This is a genomic window from Rhodococcus sp. PSBB066 (assembly GCF_017068255.1).
Classification (GTDB): Bacteria; Actinomycetota; Actinomycetes; order Mycobacteriales; family Mycobacteriaceae; genus Rhodococcus; species Rhodococcus aetherivorans.
Window position 1 is genome coordinate 1,909,258 of record NZ_CP070859.1, and the last position, 22,498, is coordinate 1,931,755.

Here is a 22,498-nt window from a genome sequence, read left to right on the forward strand (position 1 = left end):
GCTCACAGCCACCGGCGCGGCGGCTTCTTCACCCACATGATCTTCTCGTCCGCGGCGGTGGGGGCGGCTGCGGGATGGCCGGGATGCTGCGCGGCCCACGCCGACTTCTCGGTGAGCAGCCGCGCGACGAGCGCCCACGTCTCCATCGTGCGCGGCGGGTGCGCTCCGGCGGCCCGGGCCAGCTTCCGGCGCACGTCGTCGCTCAGGGCCAGCAGCTCGTCCGCGGTGATGCCGCGATTCCAGGCGAACCGGGCGAGGACGAGCGCCTTCTCCCGCCGATTGCGGGCTGCCTCGTCGGTGTGCGCGAAGTCCTCGTCGGTAGCCATGCCCTACAGAATTGGTCGCCGGCCGGGTCGTTGACAACCCACCGCGCGCGGCTCACGCTCGGAGCAGGCGCACGCGCGGCCCGGGGGAGGACGAGATGCCGGTGACTCCGATGGATCTCCCGGACGGCACACCCGCGGACGTGCGGGTGCGCGCGGCGTCCACCCCCCCGGGTGCCGGTGTCGGATCCGGCGCTCGGCCGCGACGTGCGGGTCGACACCAAGGGGGTGCCCCCGCACCGGCTCGTCGCGATCGGCGACTCGGTGCTGCAGGGGTTCCAGAGCGGCGCCGTCTTCCACACCGACGTCTCGGTCCCCGCGATCGTCGCCCACGAACTCGGCTGGCTCCGCCGGTTCCGCTATCCGCGCTACGGCGGTCCGGGCGGGTTGCCGCTCAACATCGAACTGCTCCTGCGCGATCTCGAGCGACGCTTCGGGCCGTCGGTGAACATGTGGGAGACCCCGCTCGCGCTGTTCGCCGTCCGCGCGTTCATGGACCAGGTGGAGGACTACTGGGAGCGCGGGCCCGGTCGGGAGCCGTCGCTGCCGGTGGCATACCAGCACAACCTGTCCTGTTTCGGCTGGGACCTGCGCGACGCCCTGAGCAAGACCGCCGCGACGTGCGAGGCGGCGATCGCCGCACCGAACGACGACCTGCTCGACCAGATCGTGCAGAACAACGGGGAGCGCGCCGCGTTGCGGGTGTATCCGCGCTGGAGCGACGGGGCGAAGGCGATGACGTTGTTCGACGCGGCCGCGGCGCTCGGCGACGACCACGACGACACGACCGAGTCCGGGATCGAGACGCTGGTGGTGTTCCTCGGCTCCAACAACGCGCTCGGCACGGTCACGGACCTGCGCATCGCATGGAGCGGTCCGGATTTTCGCGACCTCACCGCGAAGGACGCCTACACCATCTGGCGGCCCGAGCACTTCGCGGCCGAGTTCGCGGAGGTGGTCGAGCGGGTGACGGCGATCCGTGCGCGGCACGTCGTGTGGTGCACGATTCCCCACGTCACCATCGCGCCGATCGCGAAGGGACTCGGACGCAAGATGGAACCGGGGTCGCCCTATTTCCCGTACTACACCCGGCCGTGGATCGAGGAGGCGCGGTTCGACCCGGCTCAGGACGAGCACATCACGGGTGCCGGCGCGTACGCGGTGGACGTCGCGATCGACCTGTACAACGAGCGCATCGAGCAGGCGGTCGCCGACGCTCGTTCCGGGGTGCACGGCCCGGCCCGGGACTGGTATCTGCTGGACGTGGCCGGCCTGCTCGAGCGCCTCGCGTCGCGGCGCTTCGTCACCGATGTCGGTGCCCGTCCGGCGTGGTGGACCCCGTACCCGCTCCCGTCCGCACTCGCCGCGCTCGACCCCGTGCCGGACTCGCGGTTCCTGACGGCCGACGGTCGTGGGGGCCGGGCCGCGGGCGGGCTGTTCTCCCTCGACGGCGTGCATCCGACGACGGTCGCGAACGGGATCCTTGCGCAGGAGCTGATCAACGTGATGCGCCGCGCCGGGGTGCAGTTCCACCACGGCAACGGCGGGGTGCGCCCGGATCCGGTGACGGTGGACTTCGAGCGGTTGATCCGCAGGGACACCCTGGTACGGACGCCGCCCGGGAACATCGACTCGACGCTCGGCATCCTCGCGTGGGCGGACGAGATCGGTGACCTCGTCCGGCGCACGCTGAGCATCCGCTTCCGGTGATCAGTTCTCGGCGGGGGCGGTCCTCCGGTCGAGCAGCGGGCCCCACAGTTCGGCCGCGACGGTGTGGGCGCGCCGGTGTCCGTGGACGGTACGTCGGAGTCCCTGGACGGTGCCGGGACCGGTGGCCAGGTCGGTGAGGGCTTCGCACAGGTCGACGATGTCGACGTGGAAGCGCATCGAGGCGTCGAGCAGTTCGTCGAACGCCTGGTCCTCGGTGTAGGAACGGCCCCTTGCGGAGCGGAGAAGAGCCTGCGCGGTGTCGAGTGCCGTCAGGCGTCGTACCGCGGGGATGTCACGGTGTGCTTCGATCGTCAATTGTCCGCCTCTGAGGTGTCGCCACTGGGCGTGTGTCAACTCGTTGTAGTGCGGGTACCCCGCCGGTTCGGCAGTTACCCGAGTTTGTGTCCTCCGTCACAGTACGAGGACTGTGCCGTCGTGTCCACCGTACCCGTGTTTGCCCAGCGCAAGCCGGTGAGTCGGTGCGGTGCCCCCGGGCGTTCCGTCGTCGATGTCCGAATTCCCCGGAGCGGCAGAGAGATCCGACGCCGTGTATGTTGCGCGCCGGTCAGGCCGGAGGCGTCGGGCGGTGATCGAGGAACCAGTCCCGCGCTTGCTGTGCCACGACCTCGAGCGTGCCGGGTTCCTCGAACAGGTGCGTCGCCCCGCGCACGATCCGCAGTTCGTGTTCGCACCGCATGGCCGCGGCGGCCTGCCGGTTCAGTTCGATCACCATGCGATCCAGGCCGCCGACCAGCATGAGCGTGGGGGCGCGGACCCGGCCGAGCCGGGGCATCGCCAGATCGGGTCGCCCGCCGCGGGAGACGACGGCGGCGATCTCCCGGTCCGGATCGGCGGCGGCCCACAGCGCCGCGGCGGCGCCGGTGCTGGCCCCGAAGTAGCCGATCCACTCGGCTTCCGCGCGGACGAGATCGGTCACCTCGCCGAGCCGGCTCGCGAGCAGTTCGATGTCGAAGACGAGGGCGCGGTCGCCCTCCTCGCCGGCGGTCAGCAGGTCGAACAGCAACGTGCCCAGGCCGGCGGCGTTCAGTTCCCCGGCGACGTACCGGTTGCGCGGGCTGAACCGGCTGCTGCCGCTGCCGTGCACGAAGATCACCAGGCCGTCCGATCCGGCGGGGACGGTCAGGGTGCCGGCCAGGCTCACGTCGCGAAGCTCGAGCTCGACGTCCCGGCCGCCGGAATCGACGCCGCGGTCGCGCCGGCTGTCGGCGGTGCTCATCGGGTCCGGCTCAGGCCAGGGTGACGGTGCGGGTGTGCGAGCGGACCGCGGCCTGCAGGTCCTGGCGCGAGAGGGTGTGCGGACCGCACGCGCAGCGCGCGGGCACGTCGTCGTCCTCGAACTGGGTCGCCTCGAGGGTGTCGACGAACTCGGACCCGAGGGATCCGCCGTGGTGCGCGGTCTCGGACCGGTCGCGATTGCCGTGCGCCGTCGGACCACCGCCGGCGACAAGCACCGGCCCCTCCGGGGTGCGGTAGACGGTGGCGACGTTGTGGCTGGCGGGGCACTTCACGCGTACGAGGGCGTGGTCGCTGCGCTGGCTGCCCAACGAATCCACGGCAGCACGAGCCATCCGGCGGCGGTCTGTGGGAAGGAGGTCGGGGATGTTCATGGGACCTATTGCACACCCGATCGCGGCCGGATCGAGGGCTTTCGCGAGCAACGGGCCCGATTCGCCCGTTGCGCTACCAGTGCTCGGGTGTGGCCACTGTGGCGGGCAGCCGGGTACGTGCGTCGCCCCGGGCGGAATCGACCTGTGACTGGACGAGGAACAGGCATCCGGTGAGGTCGGCGCCGCGCAGGTCGGCGTCCCTCAGGTCGGCGCCGATGAGGTCGGCCCGGCGCAGGTCCGCCTCGCGCAGGTCCGCGGCGACGAGGAGGGCGCCGCGCAGGTTCGCACCGTGCAGGTCGGCGCGCCGGAGCTTCGCGCCGAGCAGGTCCGCGCCGCGGCGGTTCTTCCTCCGGCCGGGCACGGCGGCCCGGGCGAGTTCGCTCGCGCGCAACAGCAGGGCATTGATCTCCTGCCGGTGCGCCGCGACGTCGAGTCCGGCGAGGGCGTCGGCGTCGCCGCGGGTCAGCCGGTCGGTCGCGGCACGCGCACCGCGCAGGTCCGCGCGGAGCGGCCCGGAGGTGGGCAGGGACACCGCCTCGTCGAGATACCAGAGCAGCTCGTGCAGTTGGCGCACGACGGGAAAGACGTCGAACATCCGCCGGGCGGTCTGCGGCGCGCGACGCCAGTCCGCGCCGCCGAACGTGACCTGTGAGACCTTCTGGCCGGCGCCGAAGCAGTCGTAGACGGTGCACCCGGTGAACCCCTTGCGCCGCAGGTCCCGGTGGATGCCGCAGCGGAAGTCGTCCCGCAGGTTCGGGCAGGGCCGGCCCGCCTCCTTGTCGATCGCGAAATCGGTCGACGCGGCGAAAGGCAGAGCCACACAACACAAACCGAAGCAACTGCCGCAGTCGGCCAGAAGGTCCGGACGGGGAGGGCGGCGGTCCGTCTCGGACAAGGCTCACGTTCCTTTCGGTGGGCGGGGCGCAGCCGGTGGCCGGCCGAGCCTAGCCCGGCCCGCCCTCCGGGGCCCGCGGTGGGCGGCCCGAGGGGCCGGGCGGTGGCCGCCACGACGGGTCACGCCCGCTGAGTCCGATCAGACGATCGAGGTCCGGGGCGTCGTCGGGAACCGCGACCGCCGGCCCGAAGAGCCCGCCGGCCGCGCGTTCCTCGTCGGTGGTCGCGGCGACGAACGACAGGCACGCGGCCAGCGCGGCGGGATCGCAGGAGAACCTCCGGCCGCTGGCGGTGGCGATGTCCCAGCCGTGGATCACGAGTTCGTCGAGCGCCACGATCCCCGCGACGTGACCGGGCAGATCGATGCCGCCGGCCTGGGTGGTTCCGGTCCATGCGCCGGGATCGCGCCACGCCTCGGCGAGGGCGAGGACCTGCCCGGGGATCCTGGTGCGCCAGTCGTCGCCGAGCCGGGACGCGTCGGCGGACGGTCCCTGCCCGGTGTGGTCGCCGACGGCTTTCCCGGCGGCGGCGGTGAATGCCAGGGACAGCCCGCCCACGTGATCCACCAGGTCCCCGATGGTGGTGCCCGCGCACGGGGTGGGACGGGCGAGTTGTTCGTGCGTGAGCGCGCCGACGAGCCGTGCCATCTCGTGGGCGGCCGGTGCCAGGTCGAGGATCTCGGTCATGAGCGTTCCTTCCGGCGGCGGTGTGCTCATGGTGCCGCACCGGTCCGACAGGTTCGGCCGGGCCGTTCCGGACGTCTCGACGCGACGGGAAAATCTACAGTCGCAACAGTAGACTTTCGGCATCGAGGCCGATAACATCGAGGACGTCAACGCGAAGGATCCGGAAGAGGGGCAGCCGACGGGTTGCCGGGGAAGTTGCAGAGGGGGCGGAGCCGCACTCGGTTCTGCGGCTCCACCCCGACGACGCGACGGGCGGACTCTGCGGAGGCCGACCACGTCGCCACCGGAGAGCAGAGCGAGAGGCTGGTGATGCGTATCCATCGGGATTGCGAACTCGTGTATGTCATTTCCTCGTGCCGGTCGAGGCCGGCACTGTCATAACCGTCACGAACCCCGGTGCCCCATGTGCCGGGGTTCCCTCTCGTAGCAACGAAGGGCACGTGGATCCCACACCCGACCGCGCTCCCGCGGTCACCAACGAACTCGACAACGACGACTACCCCGCCTTCAGCATGGGTCGCGCCGCTGCGGCGCTCGGGGTCACTCCTGCCTTTCTCCGCAGTCTGGACGACACGGGCCTCGTGGTGCCGCACCGTTCCGGGGGCGGTCACCGCCGCTACTCCCGGAACCAGCTCCGGCTCGTCGCGCGGGTGCGGGAACTGGTCGACAGCGGCACCGCGGTGGACGCGGCGTGCCGGATCGTCTACCTCGAGGATCAGCTCGCCGAAGCGCGAAGTCGCATTCCGAGCAAGTGAGGCACCCGGTTTCGGGTGGCGGCGATGTGAACGCAGACACGCCTCCGCGCCGCAGGGGCTACCCCTCGTATAGTCCCGGCGGCGCGGAGGTGCTGTGACCTCGGGCCTGCCGCGCGAACACCCCTCCGCGTGCTCGACGGCCGACCCTGTTCATTTGTTTCATTTGTTTCCCGACTGCTTGACACCTTACCATAAACCGGTCGATCGGTTTGTTGGATTCGAAGAATTCATCTGAGCGACCGACAGGGGACGAAAGCCGTTCCTGGCGTCCGATCCAGTCACTGGACACGGGCGTGCCCCGATTCGTCCGGGTCGTCTATAGTCCCTCGATAAAAGCAGTCCGGCCGGTTTGCAATGAAAGAAGCGACAATGACCGTGGATGCGGACGCAGTGCCTCGGAACAGTCCCGTCCTCGGTTTCGAGTCGACGGTGCCCAGACGGTACGTCCACCGGCAATCGGTGTCGGAGGTGTTCCTGACGGACTGCACGTCCGTCGGCGCCGACCATCGATTCCTGCTGGGCGCGCAGTGGCCACGGCTGCACGGCTTCTACCGGACCGAAACCGGCCGATACGACACCATGCTGATCGCCGAGACCCTGCGCCAGACGGCGATCTACCTGGGGCACACGCAATATCGCGTTCCCCTCGGTCATCCTTTCGTCATGCAGACCCTGCGGGTGGACGCGGCGGTGCACGCGCTCGCCATCGGTACCGGCGCCGCGGAGGTCGTGCTGGACGCCTGCCTGGAGGACCCGGTGTACCGCGGCGGGCTGCTGTCCCAGTTCGATCTGACGGTGGTGTTCGTCGTCGGCGGACGGCAGGTGGGCACCGGACAGGGAGTGGCGAACGTCCTCACCCCGGACGACTACCAGCGGCTGCGCTGGAACGGCACCGGCCCGCGCACGATCGGGGATCCCGTCTGCCCCCCGGCGATTCCCCCCGCCGTCGTCGGGCAGTCCCGGTCACTGGACGTCGTGCTCGGTCCGCAGTACGCCGAGAACCGCTGGCGCCTGCGGGTCGACGATCGTCATCCGGTCCTGTTCGACCACCCCAGCGATCACGTTCCCGGCATGCTCGTCCTCGAGGCGTTCCGGCAGAGCGCCCGCGCCGCATGCGGCCGCCCGCACGCCGACGTCGACCTCATCGAGGCCGCCTACCACCGGTTCGTCGAACTGGACGAGCGGGCGAACGTGGTGGCGCGGATCGATCCGCACGATCCGTGGACCGTGCGGACCTCGGTCGAGCAGTGGGGCGAGGCGCTGGCGACCGGCACGGTGCGGCTCGCACCGGATCGGTCACGATGCTGACCGCCGCGTGGCGTTCAGTCGGCGGGCGGCGTCCAGCGGGCCCGACGGATCCGCGGGATCTCACCGTGGCGGTCTGCGGGCATTACGGCGGGCAGCAACAGGATCCACATCTCGTCGAGGCGCTGTTCGAGATCCTGCCGGTGGGTGAGGACGTTGGACACGAGCTGGACGCCGTTGTAGGCGGAGATCACGAACCGGGCCAGCATGGCCGCGTCGATCGTGTCGAGGATGTCGCCCTGGGCGATCGCCTGCTCGGTGAGCTTCTCGCAGGCGGCGATCCAGTCCAGGTACGGGCCGGTGGGACCGTCGGTGGCGCTGAGTTCGAGCGTCAGGCGGATGCCGGCCCGCACGATCGGCTCGTCGATCATCTGCCGCGCCATCTCGTGCGAGAGCATCACGATCTGCTCGAGTGCGGAAATGTCGAGGCCCGCGATGGCCTCGACCGCGGCGATCGAGATGCGATGCTGCTCCTCGATGACGACTTGGGCGAGTTCGTCCTTCGACCGGAAGTGGAAGTAGAGGGCGCCCTTGGTGATGCCCGAGCTCTCGACGATCGCGCCGAGGCTCGCGCCCTCGTAGCCCGACCGTTCGAAGTTCTCGGCCGCGCCGAGAACGATCTGCTGCCTGGTCGCCACCGCTCGCGCTTGCTGAGCCATCCGTCCTCACTCCGTTCCCACCCTGTGTTCCGACGAGGTGCATCGTGACGAACCCCATCGGGTTTCCCCCACCCGGCCGAATGGTACCCACAGTAATGGACCGCCGCCGCGACGAAGGTTCGTCGCAACCCCTGCGAATCGCGCTGATCGGCGCCACCGGCTTCGTCGGGGGCGCCGTGCTCGCGGCGCTCACGGCGTCCGGCGTGCCCTGCACGGCCGTCGCGCGACGGCCGGACGAGCTGCCACCCGCCGCGACGCGGACGGCCGCGGCGGACCTGACCGAACCGTCGTCCCTGGACGCCGTGGTCGCCGCCGCCGACGTGATCGTGCACGCCGCCTCCTACACCGGATCGGACCCGCAGACGTGCGACGCGGTGAACCGTGCCGGGACCGGGAACCTCCTGGCCGCGGCGGTCCGGCAGCACCGGCCGCACGTGATCTACGTCAGCACGATCGGGGTCTACGGTCCCGGCCCGCACCGCGGTGTGGACGAGGATGCCGTCGTGCCGAATCCGGTCTCGGTGCTCAGCGAGAGCCGGCTCGCGGCCGAACTGGCCGTGCGTGATTACGGCGGCACCGTGGTGCGGGCCGCCTTCGTCTACGGGCCCGGAGACCGCTGGTTCGTGCCCGGCATCGCGCAGATCCTCACTCGCCTCGGCGCCTGGGTCGAGGACGGCCGCCCCCTGCTGTCGGTGATCTCGGTCGGTGATCTCGGCCGCCTGATCGCGGCACTCGCGGTCCGCGGCACCCGCCCCGGCTCCGGCGGCGAGGTCCTGCACGCCGCCCACCCGGATCCGGTGAGTGTGCGGGCCCTCGCGTCGGCCTTCGCGCGCGGCGCCGGATTCGACCTGCCCCGCACCAGTCTCGGGTACGACGAGGCCGTGGCCGTCGCGCCGGAGCGGGGACTGACCGAGCGGCACATAGATCTCGCCGGCCACGACCACTACTACGACGCGACGCGCATCTGGCGGGAGACCGGGCTGCGAGTGCCGCCCTCTGCCTTCGGTCCGTAGGGGCCCTCCCTGCGCGCGGGCTCGGTCTCGTTCCCGGCCACCGGGAACGACCGGGGCGCCTCGGGGCGCGGCAGCTACCGTCGCGACGGTGACCACCGTTCCGGCTTCGAGTAATATGTCGCATCCCTTGCTGTCCGGAAGAACGGCGATCGTCACCGGAGGGGCGAACGGCATCGGCGCGGCCGTCGTCCGGCTGTTCGCCGAGCACGGTGCCCGCGTCGTCCTCGTCGACACCGATCGTGGGGCGGCCGAGCGGCTGGCCGCCGGAATTCCCGGCGTGGTGCCGATCGTCGGCGACGCCGCGGACCCGGCCGTCGCGACGGAGGCCGCGAGCCATGCCCCGGACGTACTCGTCAACAACGTCGGTGACTTCCTCCGCCCGTCGACGCCCTTCGCGGAGGCCGACGAATCCGAATGGGAGGCCCTGGCCCGCGCCAATCTCGACCACGCCCTGCGGATGACCCGCGCCGTCCTTCCGGGCATGATCGACCGCGGCCGGGGCGGCTCCGTCGTCAACGTCACCACGGTCGAGGCGCACCGCGGCATTCCCGGGCACGTCGTGTACGGCACGTACAAGGCCGGGCTGCGGCACTTCACCCGCAGTCTCGCGGTCGAGGTCGGCCGGCACGGCATCCGGGTGAACGCGATCGCCCCCGACCTGATCGCGACGCCGCAGGTGCCGTACGAGCGGCTCGTGCCGGAGGCGGACCGGCACCGCTGGCCGGGGTGGGCGCCGCTGGGCGGCCCGGGCCGCCCCGAGGACGTCGCCGGACCGGCCCTGTTCCTCGCCTCCGACCTCTCCCGCTACGTCACGGGGTCCACCGTTCACGTCGACGGTGGCAGCCTCGCGGCCGGCGGCTGGTTCCCGCGCGCCGACGGCTCGTGGACCAATCGTCCCCTGTTGCCCTGACCGGATCCTCTACACCCGAAGGGTTTTCGCGTGAACTTCCTCCCCCCGACGCTGAGCGTCAATCTCCCCAATTTCGGCGACGTGCTGGCCCGCGACAACTTCGCCCACCTCGTGGACGTCGCGGTCCGGGCCGAGGAATGCGGCGTGGACCGCGTGAACGTCACCGACCATGTCGTGATGGGAGCCGACACCTCCGGTTACGCGTGGGGACCGTTCGCCACCGAACCCGATGCGATGTGGCTCGAACCCATGACCGTGCTCGCGGTGATCGCCGGCCGGACCCGCACGATTCGCCTCGGCACCGGCGTGATCATCGCGGCGCTGCGGGGCGCCGCCGTGCTCGCCAAGACCGCGGCCACCCTGGACCACATGTCGGGAGGGCGGCTCGACCTCGGGGTCGGAACAGGCTGGCAGGAGAAGGAATACGAGGCCGCGGGACTGAGCTTCGCCGATCGTGGCCCGCTGCTCGACGACACGCTCGCCGCCTGCCGGGCGCTGTGGGAGCACGCCCCGGCCTCGGTGCAGCGCCCGAGCGTGGCGTTCACCGACGTGTACTGTGCGCCGCGTCCCGGCGGCCGTCGCATCCCGGTCTGGGTCTCGGGGTCGTTGTCGAAGCCGGTGATCCGCCGGCTCGCCCGGTGGGGCGACGGGTGGATTCCCATCATGGGTGCCGGCCCGGACGAGCTGCGCCGGGGCCGCGATCTGCTCCGCGGCGCGCTCGAGCGGGACGGCCGCGATCCCGACGTCCTGCAGATCCGCGGACGGCTGCAGGTGGTCCACGACTCGGCCGGCGAGATCGCCGTGCCCGCGACGGCGCAGGCGGTGAAGGAGCTTCTCGCCGTGGGTGTCACCGACGTGATGGTGCCGCTGACCCTGGTGCATCCCGATCCGGACCGGGCCGCGGACCGGCTCGCGACGCTCGTCACGGTGCTGCGGGAGGCGGCCCTCTAGCGGCGGCGGGCCGCCCACGCGGTGCGGCTGCCACGGACCGTCAGGTCGCCGCGGTGCAGCAGACCGTCGGGGCTGTCGGGCGCCAGCAGAGCGTCGAGGGTCTCGAGATCGTCGGTGGCCAGCCGGCCGTCGAGCGCGGCGCGGATGCGGGACAGGTAGGCGTGTGCGTAGCGGGCCGCGCTCGGTGGTGCCGGCGCCGCCGCCACGGTGAAGCTGCGCTGGGCGGTGACCTCGAAACCGGCCCGCTCCAGGTGGGTCCGCCAGTCCGGGTGCGCGTTCCAGCCCGCGCGCGCCAGGGCCTCATGGCAGCGCCGCTCCAGGCCCGGCCTGCTCCGCCCGACGTCGTCGGGCAGGAACCGGGGCAGCTCGTCCATCTCGACGACCACCAGCAGGCCACCGGGATTCAGTGCGGCGTGGAGGTCGCGCAGCACCCTGTCCGGGTCGGCGACCTCGTGCAGCGACGAGGCCGCCCACGCGACATCGACCGTACCGATCGAGGGCCAGGCGGCATCCAGGTCGGCGAGCACGACCCGGAGCCGCTCGGCCGTGCCGTTCTCGGCCGCGGCGGCGCGGACGCGTGCGAGCATCGACGCCGACCTGTCGACCGCGACGATCTCGGCGGCGGGGAAGCGGCGCCCGAGCGCCAGGCTGCCCGTGCCCGTTCCGGCGCCGACGTCGACGATCGTGCGCGGCCCCTGCGGGGCGTGCAGCTCGGCCCACGCGGTCACCTCGTCCAGGTACGAGCCCAGTACCTCCGCGTCCAGGTCCAGTAGTTCTGCCAGCCCCGGGTCGTGGTGTGCGTGCCGGCTGCCGGGGGGCTGATGATCGTGCGTCATGGCTGCCACGGTAGCGACTTCGATGCGTGAAGGGCATACCATCTTGCGTATGACGCAAGATCTCGATCTGGACGCCGTGATCCGCCGACGCATCCGCGGCCTGCGACTGGCCCGTGGCTGGTCGCTCGATTCGCTGGCGGCCCGCTGCCGGCTCAGCCCGTCGACGCTGAGCCGCATCGAGACCGGCAACCGTCGGATCGCTCTGGATCAACTGGTGCCGATTGCCCGGGCCCTGGGCACCACGCTCGATCAGCTCGTCGAATCCGCCGAGGACGAGGACGTGGTGATCCGGCCGCAGCCCGAGCACATGCCCGGGGTGACCACGTGGCTGCTGTCCCGGGAACGTGCCATGCACGGCGTGACGGTGGCGAAGATGCGTATCACCCCCGACCGGTCCACCGGAACCGGTGCGGCGAAGGTGCATCCGGGCCGGGAGTGGTTCACCGTGCTCTCCGGCACGGCCCGACTGCAGCTGGGCGAGCGGACCGTGCTCGTGCGGACCGGCGAGGCCGCCGCGTTCTCGACGATGGTCCCGCACGTGATCGGTGCCCACGACGGTCCGGTGGAGATTCTCACGATCTTCGACCACGACGGCGAGCGTGCCCACCTCCACGGTGAGCACGGCACGTCGCGGCCGTGACGCCGGCGGCTACAGCGGTTTCAGAAAGTCGAAGAACCCGGGCGTGTGCACCTGCCGCAGCCGGGTGAGCGCGCGGTAGCTGATCAGCCACACGCCGTCGACCCTCCGGTACTCCTCGTGGTAGTGGCCCCAGCCGTGCAGGTGCTCCTCGACCGCTCCGTTCGTCCACCACAGTTGGTCCTCCATCGCCCAGATCCCGGTGGCCGTGGTGTCGGAGGTGAGCGTGATCTCGGGTGTGTGACCGTGGTGCGCGCTGGTGACCGGCGTGCCTCCGTCGAGCAGGTTCTCGATCGCGCGCCGCAGCGGTTCCCGGCCCACCACCCGGTTGGCGCGATCACCGGTCCGCGGCTGGGTGTCCTCGGGCAGGCCGCCCCATGTCTCGCTCACGACGTCCTCGGTGTGCAGCGTGGGATACAGGTCCCATTGCTTGGTGTCCATCACGCGAAGCCGCGCGGCGAAGAGCCGCTTGATCTCCTCGACGGCCAGCAGTTGTTCCGCGGCGGTCAGCGTCAGGGCCGGTTCCGTATGCGTCACAAGGGCTTTCCCTTCACTCGGTAGCGGATCGGTGCAGCCGCACCTCGCGGTCGGCGGTGAGGTCGACGACCAGTTCCCGGCGCGCGATGCGCCACCCGTCCGGCACTCGGCGGTACTCGTCCCGGTAGCGGACGGACACCGTGTAGTCCCGGTATCCGTCGCCGCTCGGGTACACGTGGTGCGCCTCGCAATACAGCTCGCCCCGGGCCCGGTCGCCGTCGAAGTCGATCACATGCTGGCCGAGGACGTGCCGGGTGGAGTGCAGGTGCGCGACCGCGGCGAGCACCCCCTCGGCGATCGGCCCTGCTCCGGTGAGCACCGGGTCGTGCCCGCGACGGACCAGTCCCGGCGGCTGCACGAACTCGGCGTCGTCGGCGAACAGCGAGCGCAGCACGGCCGGATCGCGCCGGTCGACGGCGCGGGCATACCGTGCGACGACGTCCGCGAGGGCGAGGCGGTCCTCGACGGGGCTGCTCATGCCGGCATTCTCCATCGCCCGCCGGCCGGCGCGCGTCCCTCGTCCCGCTGACCGGACGGCGCCGCGCCGGGGCGGGTGAAGCGCAGGACGGGGCAGGTGCCCGGATGGTCGGTGACGGTCACGACCAGGCCGGCGTTCTCGGTGACGGCGGGGAGCAGCGCGGCATACGTCGCGGCGAGCGCGTCGGCGAACGTGCGGCGGTGCGGTGTCACCGATCGCGCGGCGCCGGGACGCAGCACGGTCGCCGTCCCGGCGCCGGCGGGTGCGCGCTCGCCGGTGATCACCACGTGGTCGAACCGGTCGGCGGTGATCGCATCGTCGTGTTCGCCGACGCCGATCATCACCGCGATGTCCGTGGGGTCGAGCATGGACTCGGCGGCCTCGGAGAGGACACGCACGGTGCGCGGCAGGCCCTGCGCCGGCATCAGGACGGCACGGTGCCCGGTGCCGACCGCGCTGACCCACGGCCCCAGCAGCGAGAACAGGGGAGCGGTGCGGGTTCCGAGGATGGCCACCGTCCCGGCGTCGTGGTGGGGGCCGCAGTGCCACAGCGCTCCGGACGGTCCGGGGATCCGGTAGGTGGGACGGGCGGCGGTGCCCCAGCCTTCCAGGGACTCCCGGACGCGGTGCAGCGCCGTCAGGGAGGTGACGATGTCGTCCATGACCACGTGCGACGGCAGCACACCGTCGAAGTCCGCGTGGACCGCCTCGGTCAGCGGCTTGTGGTGCCGCACGAGCACGTCGATCATCGCGCGGACGGTCCGGACGCGGTGCGCGGGATCGGTGGCCGGCGCGGTCGCGGGCGCACGGCGCTGCCGATCGAGTACAGTGGAAAGCTGCTCGGGGAACGAGGATTCCATGGGGCCTCCTGTCGTCACCGCCGCGTACCCGCCCGTGCCGGGCGCTAGGTCAGCGACGCTTCGTGGATCTCGCGGTCGAATGCGGGCAGCGGTCCCCCGGCGCGCAGGGTGGTCGCCAGCGCCGGATCGGCCAGGTGCAGCCGGCCGACGGCGATCAGGTCGAACTCCCCGCTGCCGAGACGCCGTTCGAGCTCGGGGATGTTGTCGTCGACCGGTGCCGAGCCGCTGATCCGGCTCTCCCGCAGCGACTTGCCGATGCCGACGCTGCCGACGGCCATCGTCGTGACCCCGGTCAGCTGCTTCGCCCAGCCGGCGAGCGAGAGGTCGCTGCCCTCGAAGGCGGGCGTGTCGAAGCGCCGGATGCTCGCATCGAGGATGTCGACCCCGGCCTCGACGAGAGCACCGAGGATCACCTTCAGCTCGTCGGGCGTCTCGGCGATGCGGGCGGTGTAGTTCTGCTGCTTGTGCTGCGAGAAACGGAACACGATGGGCAGGTCGTCGCCGATCTCGGCGCGCACGGCCTCGACCACCGCAGCGGGAAACCGGGTGCGGCGCTCGAGGTCGCCGCCCCAGGCGTCGGTGCGGGTGTTGGTGCCCTCCCACAGGAACGAGTCCAGCAGGTAGCCGTGCCCGCCGTGCAGCGCGATCCCGTCGAAGCCGACCTCCGCCGCGGCGGCCGCCGCGCGCGCATAGGCGGAGATCACGTCGGCGATGTCCTGCTCGGTCATCGCCTCCGTCGGGCGCGACGCCCGCGCGACGTAGTCGGCGGAATACGAGGTGACCCCCGGGGTGCCCCAGCTGCCCGAGGGGCGCATGGGCTTCAGTGCGGGGTCCACGGCGCTCATCGCACCCCACAGCGGCCCGACGTGCCACAACTGCGGGACGATCCGCCCGCCGGCTGCGTGCACCTCGTCCACGACCCGGCGCCAGCCCGCCAGCGCAGCCGCGCCGTGCATGCGGGGTACCCGCGGATTGTCCACGGCCGTCGGATGATCGACGGCCACCCCCTCGGTGGCGATCAGGCCGGTCCCGCCCTCGGCCCGCCGGCGGTAGTAGGCGGCGACATCGTCGCCCGGCACGCCGTCGATCGAGTACGACCGCGTCATGGGTGACATGACGATGCGGTTCGCCAGTTCGAGCGAACGCACGCGGAGCGGGCGGAACAGCGGGGAGGAGGAAGCCATGCGGTCGAAAACCTCTCTCGGCAGGACGGTATGGAATCTCCCGCCTCTCGGCGGGACGGTCTGGAAGTGGCCCGCCGGCCGGGTACGACACCGGCCGGCGGGCCCGTGCGGCTCACATTCCCATGCGGTCCGGCCGGCGGCGACCCGGTGTCCCACTCAGTGCGATCGAGGAACGGGCCGGCGTCCCCGGCCGCGTCAGCGCAACTTGATGCTGCCGCCGTCGGCCATCAGCGTCTGGCCCGTCATGTACCTCGAATCGTCGGACGCGAGGAACACGACCACCGGGGCGATGTCCGTCTCGGGATCGCCGATCCGCTGCAACGGCACCTTCGCCGCCGCGGCGGCCGCCCGGTCGGGGAACGCCTGCTGCCAGGCGAGCACACCTTCTGTGGCGGCGAACGGGCACACGACGTTGACGCGGATGCCGTCGGCCGCCCACTCGTTCGCGGCCACGCGGCTCACCGCCCGGATCGCCTCCTTCGCCGCCGCGTACGACGTCTGCGTCGGCATGCCGTCGAGGGCGGATCCGGAGCCGAAGTTGACGACGGACCCGCGGGCCTGCTTCAACTGCGGGTGGCAGGCCTGCATGAGGTGCACGGTGGGGTAGAAGCCCGTGCCGAACGACAGCTCGAACATCTCCGCGGTGTGCTCGAGCAGCGGGGCCTGGCGGGACGCGTGCGCGTTGTTGACCAGGACGTCGATGCCTCCGAACGCCGCCACGGCGGCGTCCCGGATCCGCTCCGCGCTCTCGCGCCGGGAGATGTCGGCCTGCAGGAACTTCGCCGCGCCGCCGGAGTCGACGAGTTCGGTCTCGAGGGCGTGGCCGCGCTCGTCGTCGACGTCGACGAACAGCACGCGGGCGCCCTCGCGGACGAACACCCGGGTGACGGCGCGCCCGATCCCGCCCGCGCCGCCGGTCACGACGGCGGTTTTTCCGCTCAGTTTCACGACCGTGTCCTTCCGCTCAGGCGCCGACGGTCTCACCGGTGGCCAGCGCGACCTTCTCCAGTTCGGCCACACTGTAGGCCGAGTACGTCTCGTACGGTCCGCGACCGGAGAAGTAGGACGACAGCTGTCCGCCGAGTTCCTCGACGGTGAACGCGGAACCGGCGGCGTCGAAACGATGCTCGACCTTGGGTGCTTCCATGAGCGCGACCATCTTGCCGTACACGACGAAGACCTGGCCGTTGACCTCGTCGGAGACGGCGGAGGCGAGGTACCGGACCAGGGTGGCCACTCGCTCGGGCGCGAGCGGGTCCAGGCCCGACGCACCGGTGTTGTTCTCGCCGAACGCGTCCGCCGTCATGGCCGTGCGGGCGCGGGGGCAGATGGCATTGGCTCGCACCCCGTACCGCGACAGGCCCTGGGCGGTCGAGAGGGTCAGGGCGGTGATGCCGGCCTTGGCGGCCGAGTAGTTGGGCTGCCCGGCCGAGCCGAACAGGAACGCCTCGGAGGAGGTGTTGATGACGCGGCCGTAGACCGGGCCGTTTGCGTCCTTCGAAGCCTGCCGCCAGTGCACGGCCGCGGCGCGCGACGTCGCAGCGTGGCCCTTGAGGTGTACCCGGATCACGTCGTCCCAGTCCGACTCGGACAGGTTGAAGATCATCTTGTCGCGCAGGATGCCGGCGTTGTTGACCAGGATGTCCATCGAGCCGAACTCGGTGACCGCGGTGCGGACGAGTTCCTCACCGAGCGCCCAGTCCGAGACGTCGCCGGTGACGGCGACGGCGCGGCCCCCGACGGCGCGGATCTCGTCGACGACGTCGTGGGCGGCGGCACCCATGTCGTTGACGACGACGGCGGCCCCGGCGTCGGCGAGGGCGAGGGCTTCGGCACGGCCGAGGCCGGCGCCTGCTCCGGTGACGACGGCGGCGCGGCCGTCGAGGGTCAGGTTCTGGGTCATGGTGGGCTCCTTGTGTCCGTGCGGGTATGCAGAACGATGACTGAAAACTAGTATTCATTCTATTGCTTGCACAAGGGTGTTCTCGGACCGCGGTCCCTCGGGTGGGAGGCGGTCCTCGAATCCTGCAGCCAGGCTGGGGGCCTGGCTCCTCGTTCGTCGCTATCCGGCCGTTGATCCAGGAATAGGAATATGTTCTACTGAATCTGCTGTGATCCGCGGCACACACGCGACGATCGCGTGGGCGTGCGCGTCCTCGCCCACCCACGAACTCCGGAAGGACCCGCGATGTCTCTGAACCTGGCCGACCTCACCGAGGCCGTCGTCGATGCGATACCCGACCGGACGGCCCTGAGCTGCGGGGACGAGTCCCGGACGTACGCCGAGTTCGACGCCCGCGCCAACCGGGTCGCGCATTACCTCGCGGCCGTCGGAGTGACCGCAGGTGATCATGTGGGCCTGCACATGCGCAACAGCCTCGAATTCCTCGAGGTCATGTTGGGCTGTTTGAAGATTCGCGCAGTACCCGTGAACATCAACTTCCGCTACGTGGGTGCCGAGCTCGTGCACCTCTACACCGATGCGGACCTCGTGGCACTCGTGCTCGACGACGAGTTCGCCGACGTCGCGGCGCAGGCCGTGCCGCACACCTCACGGCTGCGGCACATCGTCGTCGTCGGAAGCGCGGAGACGGCGGCGCTCGAACAGGCTGCGGCAGGTGCGGGTGCGACCGTGGTGCGGTATGCGGAGGCGGCGGAGAGCGCCTCGGCGGAGAGGGATTTCGGTGAGCGCAGCGGCGACGACCGGTACATCCTCTACACCGGCGGCACGACGGGCATGCCCAAGGGCGTGATGTGGCGGCACGAGGACTTCTACTTCGCGGCGCTGGCCGGCGGCAACCCGTACGGCGAACCGCACCGCAGCCCTGCCGATCTCGCCGCGGCCGCCGCGGCAAACGAGCACCCGATGTCCTATCTCGTCACGGCACCGCTCATGCACGGGGCTGCGATGTATTCGGTGCTGATGGGGTTGTTCACGGGTGCGAAGCAGGTGCTGATGCGGTCGTTCGAGCCGGTGGAGGCGCTACGCCTGATCGAACGGCACCGGATCGCGATCGTGATGGTGGTCGGCGACGCCATCAGCCGGCCGCTGGCCGACGCAGTGGCCGCACGCGGCAAGGAGTTCGACCTGAGTTCGCTGCTGGTCATCGGTTCCGGCGGGGCGCTGTGGTCGGCGAGTGTGCGCGCGCAACTGGCGGAGCTGCTGCCGAACGTCTACCTGCGCAACTCGTTCGGCTCGTCGGAGGCAGGCGCGACCGGCACCCTCGACGTCGGTTCGGACGGCCGTGCCCGGATCTCCCCGTCGCCGACGCTACGGGTGGTCGATACGGATCTGGCCGAGGTCGAGCCCGGCTCGGAGACCATCGGCTACCTCGCGCGCATCGGCCACGTTCCCCTCGGCTACTACAACGACCCGGACAAGTCCGCGGCGACGTTCCCCGAGCGCGACGGCGTGCGCATGTGCCTGCTCGGCGACCTGGCCACCGTGGAGCCGGACGGCTCGATCGTGGTACTCGGCCGCGGCTCGGCGTGCATCAACACCGGCGGCGAGAAGGTCTACGCGGAGGAGGTCGAGGAGGCCGTCAAGAGCCATCCAGCCGTCCTCGATGCGGTGGTGGCTGGAGTTCCGGATCCGCTACTGGGAGAACGGGTCTCGGTGGCCGTCCAGTTCCGTCCCGGTGTGGAAGCGCCCTCGGTCACGGAACTGGCCGATCACTGCCGGACCCTGATTGCCGGGTACAAGATCCCGAAGACGATCGTGCCGGTTCCCGAGGTGATGCGCTCACCGGCGGGGAAGGCGGACTATCGGTGGGCCAAGGCGACGCTCGAGAACGCGACCGTCGACGCCTGACGCCGTCGGACACGGAAGCGGCCGGCCCCACATCCGGGGCCGGCCGTTCCCGGTCTTCGGGGCACGTCAGCGGCCGGCTCGGGCGAGCAGCTCGCGCGCTTCGTCGCGGCCGTCGAGGACCCGTGCGGTGCGCTTGCGGATCCGCCACCGACCGTCGTTCTTGATGAGTTCGAAGCGGTTGGCCGTTACGCGCCAGACGCGGAAGCCGTTCTCGTCGTGACGCAGCAGCTGCGAATGGCAGGTGGCCACGGCCGTGTCACCCTCGACCCGGATGTGCACAGGGTCGAGGAGGTGTCCGCATCCTTCGTGGATGTAGTCCTGGTGCGGCCGCGTGCGCACCATCTCCATGATCTCCCTGCGGCCGTTCATGGTGCGCATGTCGACGTCGTAGACGGCGTCCTCGGTCCACAATTCGCCCACCGCGTCGGCGTCACCGGCATCGACGGCCGGGCCGTAGGCGGTGACGATCTCCTGGACGGCGATCTTGTCCTCGAGGAGCTGGACGCGGGCGAGGAGGGACTGGACGAGCTGTGCGGTGTCGGTCGCTGCGGTGTCGGTCATCGGGTCTCCTGTTCGGACGGTTCGGCCGGGGCGAAGTCCAGCCCCAGGTCGGTGCCGAGTGCCCGCAGGCACTCGAGTTGTTCGCAGTAGTGTTCGACGCCGGTCGCGGCGACGGTCGCCCCCACGACGGTGGCGCCGGCCTCGCGACGGCGTTCCAGGGACCGGACGGTGCGCTCGCGCGCGCCCAGCGGGTCGACGGGCGCCCCGGTGTCGAGGACGACGTCGAAGCCCGCCGGGAGGTCCACCCGGCCCAGCATCGCGGTCAGGTCGGGCAGGGGCAGACCGAACGGCACCCAGCCGTCGCCGTGGGAGACGGCGCGGCGCAGCGAGCGCAGCGTGCGGCCCCCGATCCACAGCGGGACGCGGGGTTGGACGGCGTGCGGCTCCACGAGCAGGTTCTGGAATTCGTAATAGGACCCGTGGTACTCCGGCAGGCGTCGGGACAACGCGGCGCGCAACGCGGCCAGGGCGTCGTCGGCGCGGGCGCCCCGGTCGTCGAACGGGGCGCCGAGGAGGTCGAACTCCTCGCGCAGGCTGCCCACCCCGAGGCCGAGCGTCAGCCGGCCGCCGCTGAGGACGTCGAGGGTGCCGTAGCGTTTGGCGATCGCGAGCGGGTGGTGGTAACCCAGGACGAGCACCTGGGTGGCGAGCCGGATGCGGTGCGTCCGGGCGGCGAGATAGCTCAGGGTGGCGAGCGGGTCCCAGTAGGTGCCTCCGCGGGTGTCCGCAATGTCCACCGGCACGGCGACGTGCTCACTGCAGGTCAGATGGTGGAAGCCGAGCCGGTCGGCGGTCCGGGCCACCCGGACGAGGTCGTCGACGCCGGCGGCGCGTTCCCACGGTGAGTGCACGCCGGGGTGCTGGACCACGACGGGGCTGACGATTCCGATGCGCATGCGAGCCTCTCCGCTGCCGGGACTGGGAGGGTGTCGGTCCGTTGTACCGGACGGCATCGCTCCGTCGCGGTCGACGTTCCGATGAGCGGGATCCGGGTCGATCGTGGACGCGAGGCGCGTCAGGGTCGCAGGTGGGAGATTCGCGCCGCCGATCACTACTGGTGGCGAGAGTGAGCTGATACACTTTCAGAATTCATTTCAGTTTTCCCGCTCCCACCCCGGGAGCAGATGTATCGGGAGGCCGCAGATGGCAGTCGTCGAAGCAACGGAACCGACAGCTACCTCCGCCCCGCGGCGCGACGTGCCGCCGTCGATGGTCGAACGGATGACACTCATCCTCGACGCGTTCGAGGGCCGGTCCTCGCGGCTGACGCTGGAGGAGGTGGCCTGCCGCACCCGGCTGCCCCGCTCGACCGTGCACCGCATCCTCGATCAGCTCGTGAAGCTGAACTGGGTCGATCACGCATCCTTCGGCTACTGCCTCGGCCGGCGGGCGCTCGGCCTCGGCGGCGGGGACGGCGGCCACGGGGAGATCCGGGCGTCGGCGGCGCCGCTCCTGCACGAGCTGCACATGCAGACCGGCATGGTGGTCCACCTCGCCGTCCTCGACGGCGCCGAGAGCGTCTACCTCGACAAGGTCGGCGGCCGCTTCGCCGCGGCGCTGCCCTCGCGGGTCGGCGGCCGGGCACCGGCGTACACCACTGCCGGCGGCAAGGCGATGCTCGCGTGGCTCGAGCCCGAACGCGTGGACGACCTGTACGAGCGGCGCCTGGCCCGCCGCACCGAGCACACCATCGGTGACCTTGCGACCCTGCACCAGGAACTCAGCCGGATCCGGCAGCGGCGCGGTCTGTCGTTCGAGCGCAGCGAGTCCGTACGCGGCGTTGCCTGCGTCGCCGTCGCGGTGCGCGGGCACGACGGTCCGGTCGCCGCGATCTCGCTGTGTGGCGATGCCCGCACCGCGCAGCTCGAGCGGGTCGCGCCCCTCGTGGTGGATGCCGCCCGGGAGGTCTCCCGCAGCCTCTACCCGGAACTCGGCGCCCCGCGCCGGGGCCGCAGGGCACCCGAACCGCCCGAGAGCACGTGGTCCCCGGACGCGATGGACCGGTTGCTGTCGGTCCAGAGCGGGCAGTGGCTCTAGCGACCAGCGGCGCCAGCGGTCACCAGCTCTGATCGAGACCGCGGCCTGGGCCCCGCCGACAGTGGTTCGTCGGCGCGTCCTGCGCCGCCCCCGGCGGACTGCACCCAGACCGTCGACGCGCGTGATCCGGCGCCCAACATGTCGAGGATCGGCTGCGGCCGCCGGCGGAACAGCCGATACGGTATGCCGCGGTCCGCGGCACTCCCAGTCGACTTCTGTCCGTGCCGGTGCACTCGAATTCGGTTTCGGACGGGCGGGTGTCATTACCGCGGATCGGTGACACCTGCTGGTTCGACGCCTCAGTTCCGCACCGCATCCGATCGGTCGCAACCGAGCCCTCCGAGGCGCTCGTGGTGACCAATGATGTTCCCGTGCAACAGCGGGACAACGAGGGCATGGCGGGCAGGCGGTCGACCCGACCGAGGATGCGATCGCCGAGGCTGTGTCGGCCGAGCACCACAGGCGCATGGCCGCCGTGCTCGACGACTTCACTGCCGCCGCTGCACCGGTGTTCGAGCGGATGGCCCGGCTGGGACACATCAGGATCTGCGCAACGACCTGGATTCCAGCCAAGTGGCCTTCGTGACGGCGGCTGCCATCCGCGGGGTGGAGGAGGTGTCCGTCGCGCTCGCCGACGGCACCGGCCCTGTCGTCCGGATCGAACAGATGTGGCAGCTGCTGCAGCCGGCACTACGCGCCGGTTGACCACCGACCACTGAATTC

The 22,498-nt window shown here is 71.2% G+C and carries 25 protein-coding genes and 1 pseudogene; 10 read left to right on the forward strand and 16 right to left on the reverse strand.

Annotated features, from left to right (window positions below; all coding sequences use genetic code 11):
* Nucleotides 1-2: 2 nt before the first annotated feature.
* Nucleotides 3-326 (reverse strand): hypothetical protein, encoded by a 324-nt coding sequence (locus tag JYA75_RS08930; protein ID WP_006931622.1) that lies wholly within the window; start codon nt 324-326, stop codon nt 3-5.
* A 95-nt stretch (nt 327-421) separates the two neighbouring features.
* Here JYA75_RS08930 and JYA75_RS08935 point away from each other — a divergent pair.
* Nucleotides 422-2,033: pseudogene (locus tag JYA75_RS08935) on the forward strand (hypothetical protein).
* On the opposite strand, the gene JYA75_RS08940 reads toward JYA75_RS08935, so the two are convergent.
* The 5 genes from JYA75_RS08940 to JYA75_RS08960 form a co-directional block, all read right to left on the reverse strand.
* Nucleotides 2,034-2,348, reverse strand: coding sequence for an ANTAR domain-containing protein (locus JYA75_RS08940; RefSeq protein ID WP_006931619.1), 315 nt, complete (start codon nt 2,346-2,348; stop codon nt 2,034-2,036).
* A gap of 250 nt (nt 2,349-2,598) precedes the next feature.
* The gene (locus JYA75_RS08945; protein ID WP_203329891.1) at nt 2,599-3,270 is read right to left on the reverse strand and encodes an alpha/beta hydrolase; all 672 of its coding nucleotides are present in this window, start codon (nt 3,268-3,270) and stop codon (nt 2,599-2,601) included.
* A gap of 10 nt (nt 3,271-3,280) precedes the next feature.
* Nucleotides 3,281-3,661: a hypothetical protein gene (locus JYA75_RS08950; RefSeq protein WP_029546000.1), complete on the reverse strand. Its 381-nt coding sequence runs from the start codon at nt 3,659-3,661 to the stop codon at nt 3,281-3,283.
* A 73-nt stretch (nt 3,662-3,734) separates the two neighbouring features.
* Nucleotides 3,735-4,481: a pentapeptide repeat-containing protein gene (locus JYA75_RS08955; RefSeq protein WP_006931611.1), complete on the reverse strand. Its 747-nt coding sequence runs from the start codon at nt 4,479-4,481 to the stop codon at nt 3,735-3,737.
* 124 nt (nt 4,482-4,605) lie between these two features.
* A complete protein-coding gene (locus JYA75_RS08960) occupies nt 4,606-5,241 on the reverse strand; it encodes a TIGR03086 family metal-binding protein (protein ID WP_029545998.1) in 636 nt (211 codons plus the stop codon).
* Nucleotides 5,242-5,681: 440 nt separating this feature from the next.
* Here JYA75_RS08960 and JYA75_RS08965 point away from each other — a divergent pair, with 440 nt between their 5' ends.
* Nucleotides 5,682-5,996: a helix-turn-helix domain-containing protein gene (locus JYA75_RS08965; RefSeq protein ID WP_029545995.1), complete on the forward strand. Its 315-nt coding sequence runs from the start codon at nt 5,682-5,684 to the stop codon at nt 5,994-5,996.
* A 369-nt stretch (nt 5,997-6,365) separates the two neighbouring features.
* The gene (locus JYA75_RS08970; protein ID WP_203329892.1) at nt 6,366-7,304 is read left to right on the forward strand and encodes a ScbA/BarX family gamma-butyrolactone biosynthesis protein; all 939 of its coding nucleotides are present in this window, start codon (nt 6,366-6,368) and stop codon (nt 7,302-7,304) included.
* 14 nt (nt 7,305-7,318) lie between these two features.
* Here JYA75_RS08970 and JYA75_RS08975 read toward each other — a convergent pair whose 3' ends face one another.
* Nucleotides 7,319-7,960, reverse strand: coding sequence for a ScbR family autoregulator-binding transcription factor (locus JYA75_RS08975; RefSeq protein ID WP_006931603.1), 642 nt, complete (start codon nt 7,958-7,960; stop codon nt 7,319-7,321).
* Between the two features lie 95 nt (nt 7,961-8,055).
* Here JYA75_RS08975 and JYA75_RS08980 point away from each other — a divergent pair, with 95 nt between their 5' ends.
* The 3 genes from JYA75_RS08980 (at nt 8,056) to JYA75_RS08990 (ending at nt 10,834) form a co-directional block, all read left to right on the forward strand.
* Nucleotides 8,056-8,973: an NAD(P)-dependent oxidoreductase gene (locus JYA75_RS08980; RefSeq protein WP_203329893.1), complete on the forward strand. Its 918-nt coding sequence runs from the start codon at nt 8,056-8,058 to the stop codon at nt 8,971-8,973.
* Nucleotides 8,974-9,061: 88 nt separating this feature from the next.
* A complete protein-coding gene (locus tag JYA75_RS08985; protein WP_203329894.1) occupies nt 9,062-9,883 on the forward strand; it encodes an SDR family NAD(P)-dependent oxidoreductase in 822 nt (273 codons plus the stop codon).
* 30 nt (nt 9,884-9,913) lie between these two features.
* Nucleotides 9,914-10,834, forward strand: a complete 921-nt coding sequence (locus JYA75_RS08990) for a TIGR03619 family F420-dependent LLM class oxidoreductase (protein WP_102799493.1) — start codon at nt 9,914-9,916, stop codon at nt 10,832-10,834.
* Here the strand turns inward: JYA75_RS08990 and JYA75_RS08995 are convergent.
* Nucleotides 10,831-11,670 (reverse strand): class I SAM-dependent methyltransferase, encoded by an 840-nt coding sequence (locus tag JYA75_RS08995; protein ID WP_203329895.1) that lies wholly within the window; start codon nt 11,668-11,670, stop codon nt 10,831-10,833. The two genes, JYA75_RS08990 and JYA75_RS08995, sit on opposite strands and share 4 nt — an antisense overlap.
* A 49-nt stretch (nt 11,671-11,719) precedes the next feature.
* On the opposite strand from JYA75_RS08995, the gene JYA75_RS09000 reads away from it, so the two are divergent.
* On the forward strand, nt 11,720-12,310 hold the full coding sequence (locus tag JYA75_RS09000; RefSeq protein WP_203329896.1) for a helix-turn-helix transcriptional regulator: 591 nt from the start codon (nt 11,720-11,722) through the stop codon (nt 12,308-12,310).
* A gap of 9 nt (nt 12,311-12,319) precedes the next feature.
* On the opposite strand, the gene JYA75_RS09005 is transcribed toward JYA75_RS09000, so the two are convergent.
* From JYA75_RS09005 to JYA75_RS09030, 6 genes are all read right to left on the reverse strand, one after another.
* Nucleotides 12,320-12,844: a nuclear transport factor 2 family protein gene (locus JYA75_RS09005; RefSeq protein ID WP_006931593.1), complete on the reverse strand. Its 525-nt coding sequence runs from the start codon at nt 12,842-12,844 to the stop codon at nt 12,320-12,322.
* 13 nt (nt 12,845-12,857) lie between these two features.
* Nucleotides 12,858-13,322: a nuclear transport factor 2 family protein gene (locus JYA75_RS09010; protein ID WP_203329897.1), complete on the reverse strand. Its 465-nt coding sequence runs from the start codon at nt 13,320-13,322 to the stop codon at nt 12,858-12,860.
* Nucleotides 13,319-14,182, reverse strand: coding sequence for a coniferyl-aldehyde dehydrogenase (locus tag JYA75_RS09015; protein WP_203329898.1), 864 nt, complete (start codon nt 14,180-14,182; stop codon nt 13,319-13,321). The genes JYA75_RS09010 and JYA75_RS09015 overlap by 4 nt, the downstream gene beginning before the upstream one ends.
* A 44-nt stretch (nt 14,183-14,226) precedes the next feature.
* Nucleotides 14,227-15,366: a 12-oxophytodienoate reductase gene (locus tag JYA75_RS09020; protein WP_203329899.1), complete on the reverse strand. Its 1,140-nt coding sequence runs from the start codon at nt 15,364-15,366 to the stop codon at nt 14,227-14,229.
* A 195-nt stretch (nt 15,367-15,561) separates the two neighbouring features.
* Nucleotides 15,562-16,314: an SDR family NAD(P)-dependent oxidoreductase gene (locus tag JYA75_RS09025; RefSeq protein WP_050035893.1), complete on the reverse strand. Its 753-nt coding sequence runs from the start codon at nt 16,312-16,314 to the stop codon at nt 15,562-15,564.
* A 16-nt stretch (nt 16,315-16,330) separates the two neighbouring features.
* Nucleotides 16,331-17,269 (reverse strand): 3-oxoacyl-ACP reductase, encoded by a 939-nt coding sequence (locus tag JYA75_RS09030; protein ID WP_050035892.1) that lies wholly within the window; start codon nt 17,267-17,269, stop codon nt 16,331-16,333.
* 285 nt (nt 17,270-17,554) lie between these two features.
* Between JYA75_RS09030 and JYA75_RS09035 the strand changes: the two genes are divergently transcribed.
* Entirely contained in the window at nt 17,555-19,177 is a 1,623-nt protein-coding gene (locus JYA75_RS09035) for an acyl-CoA synthetase (RefSeq protein ID WP_050035891.1), read from the forward strand.
* Nucleotides 19,178-19,243: 66 nt separating this feature from the next.
* Here the strand turns inward: JYA75_RS09035 and JYA75_RS09040 are convergent, their stop codons facing one another.
* Entirely contained in the window at nt 19,244-19,738 is a 495-nt protein-coding gene (locus JYA75_RS09040) for a nuclear transport factor 2 family protein (RefSeq protein WP_203329900.1), read from the reverse strand.
* Nucleotides 19,735-20,634 (reverse strand): TIGR03619 family F420-dependent LLM class oxidoreductase, encoded by a 900-nt coding sequence (locus tag JYA75_RS09045; protein ID WP_168580100.1) that lies wholly within the window; start codon nt 20,632-20,634, stop codon nt 19,735-19,737. Before JYA75_RS09045 ends, JYA75_RS09040 begins: the two co-directional genes overlap by 4 nt.
* Nucleotides 20,635-20,881: 247 nt before the next feature.
* Here JYA75_RS09045 and JYA75_RS09050 point away from each other — a divergent pair, with 247 nt between their 5' ends.
* Both JYA75_RS09050 and JYA75_RS29095 read left to right on the forward strand, forming a co-directional pair.
* A complete protein-coding gene (locus tag JYA75_RS09050) occupies nt 20,882-21,775 on the forward strand; it encodes an IclR family transcriptional regulator (protein WP_043798636.1) in 894 nt (297 codons plus the stop codon).
* Between the two features lie 582 nt (nt 21,776-22,357).
* A complete protein-coding gene (locus tag JYA75_RS29095; RefSeq protein ID WP_255326707.1) occupies nt 22,358-22,480 on the forward strand; it encodes a hypothetical protein in 123 nt (40 codons plus the stop codon).
* The last annotated feature ends 18 nt before the right edge of the window (nt 22,481-22,498 follow it).